This is a genomic window from Sunxiuqinia sp. A32, assembly GCF_052690465.1.
The window spans coordinates 1-1155 of sequence record NZ_JBQYLI010000041.1; the positions used below are offsets into that span (position 1 = coordinate 1).

The following is a 1155-nucleotide window of genomic DNA, read 5'->3' on the forward strand; positions in this document are numbered from 1 at the left end:
TTGCGGATGATACGGCGCTCCACGAACATGTTTCATATCGTTGTCGTCGATAAACTTCTGAAACTCGTTCGAGATGTAACATGATCCGTTATCCGATAACAACCGGGGGCGGTTCGTTTCTGATATCCCGGCATTATCAAGTGCTTTGTTTACGATTCTCATTGCATCTGCAGACTCCATGTTTGTACTCAGCTCCCAGGCTATAATGTAACGTGAATAATCGTCCAAAACCGTGGCAAGGTAGTACCAGCCCCAACCGATGATCTTGAAGTAAGTAAAATCGGTTTGCCATTGCTGGTGAACCCGTGTGTTTTTTTTTTTTAACTCGTCGGCTGCACTCATTACAATCCATGCCGGGCTGGTGATCAGGTTGCGTTCCTTCAATATCCTGTAAACACTGGATTCGCTGATAAACCAGCCTTGCCGATCTGTAATATGAAACGCAAGTTCACGGGGTGAAAGTTCGGTCATCTCCAAAGCTGTTTCTACAACTGTTTGCCTTTCTTTTGCCGGGATTTTATTCCAGAACGAGCTGCGTTTCTGAACTCTTGGTTTGAGCCCATCAAAGCCGTCAGTAAGATATCGACTATACCACTCATAAAACGTGCTACGTGATATCCCGAGCTCTTCAAGAGTACGTTTTACGCCAAGTTCCGAATCCTGAACAATCCGGATGACTTCCATCTTTTCACTGGCACTTCGTCTCATGTACTTGTAGTTTATCCGATACCACTCTGATTTTTTTTAAGCATCCTGTTCTCCAAACTTAACTCAGCAACAAGCTGTTTTAAGTCCGTATTCTCGCTTTTTAGGTGCTGAACTTCTGTTGTATTCGCCTCTCTTACAATATCACCACTTAATCGCTTTTTACCCGCTTCAAGAAAATCCTTGCTCCAACTGTAGTAAAGATTAGCATTGATTCCTTCCCGGCGACAAAGCTCGGCTATACTGCTTTCACCTCTTAATCCTTCTATTACAATCCTGATTTTTTCTTCTGCTGAATACTTCTTGCGTGTATGCCGACGGATCTCTTTTATCTTCGATTCGGCACTTTGTTTTTTGTCATTCATCCTTTGAACTTTTATGGTTATTAAATTAAGAAAACCATCTCTTAATTTTTATACCCATCTGTCCAAATTAGGCTGAAGACTTACA

2 protein-coding genes are annotated in these 1155 nt (G+C 42.3%); both read right to left on the minus strand.

Annotated features, from left to right (window positions below; translation table 11 throughout):
- On the minus strand, nucleotides 1–708 hold a 708-nt coding region (locus ACUNWD_RS20735), incomplete at its 3' end, for a DDE-type integrase/transposase/recombinase (RefSeq protein ID WP_445589782.1).
- An 11-nt stretch (nucleotides 709–719) separates the two neighbouring features.
- Entirely contained in the window at nucleotides 720–1070 is a 351-nt protein-coding gene (locus tag ACUNWD_RS20740; RefSeq protein ID WP_445589783.1) for a transposase, read from the minus strand.
- Between the last annotated feature and the right edge of the window lie 85 nt (nucleotides 1071–1155).

Excerpts from the sequence above, each read along its gene's own strand:
- ACUNWD_RS20740 (WP_445589783.1), bottom strand. The coding sequence starts at position 1,070 with ATGAATGACAAAAAACAAAGTGCCGAATCGAAGATAAAAGAGATCCGT.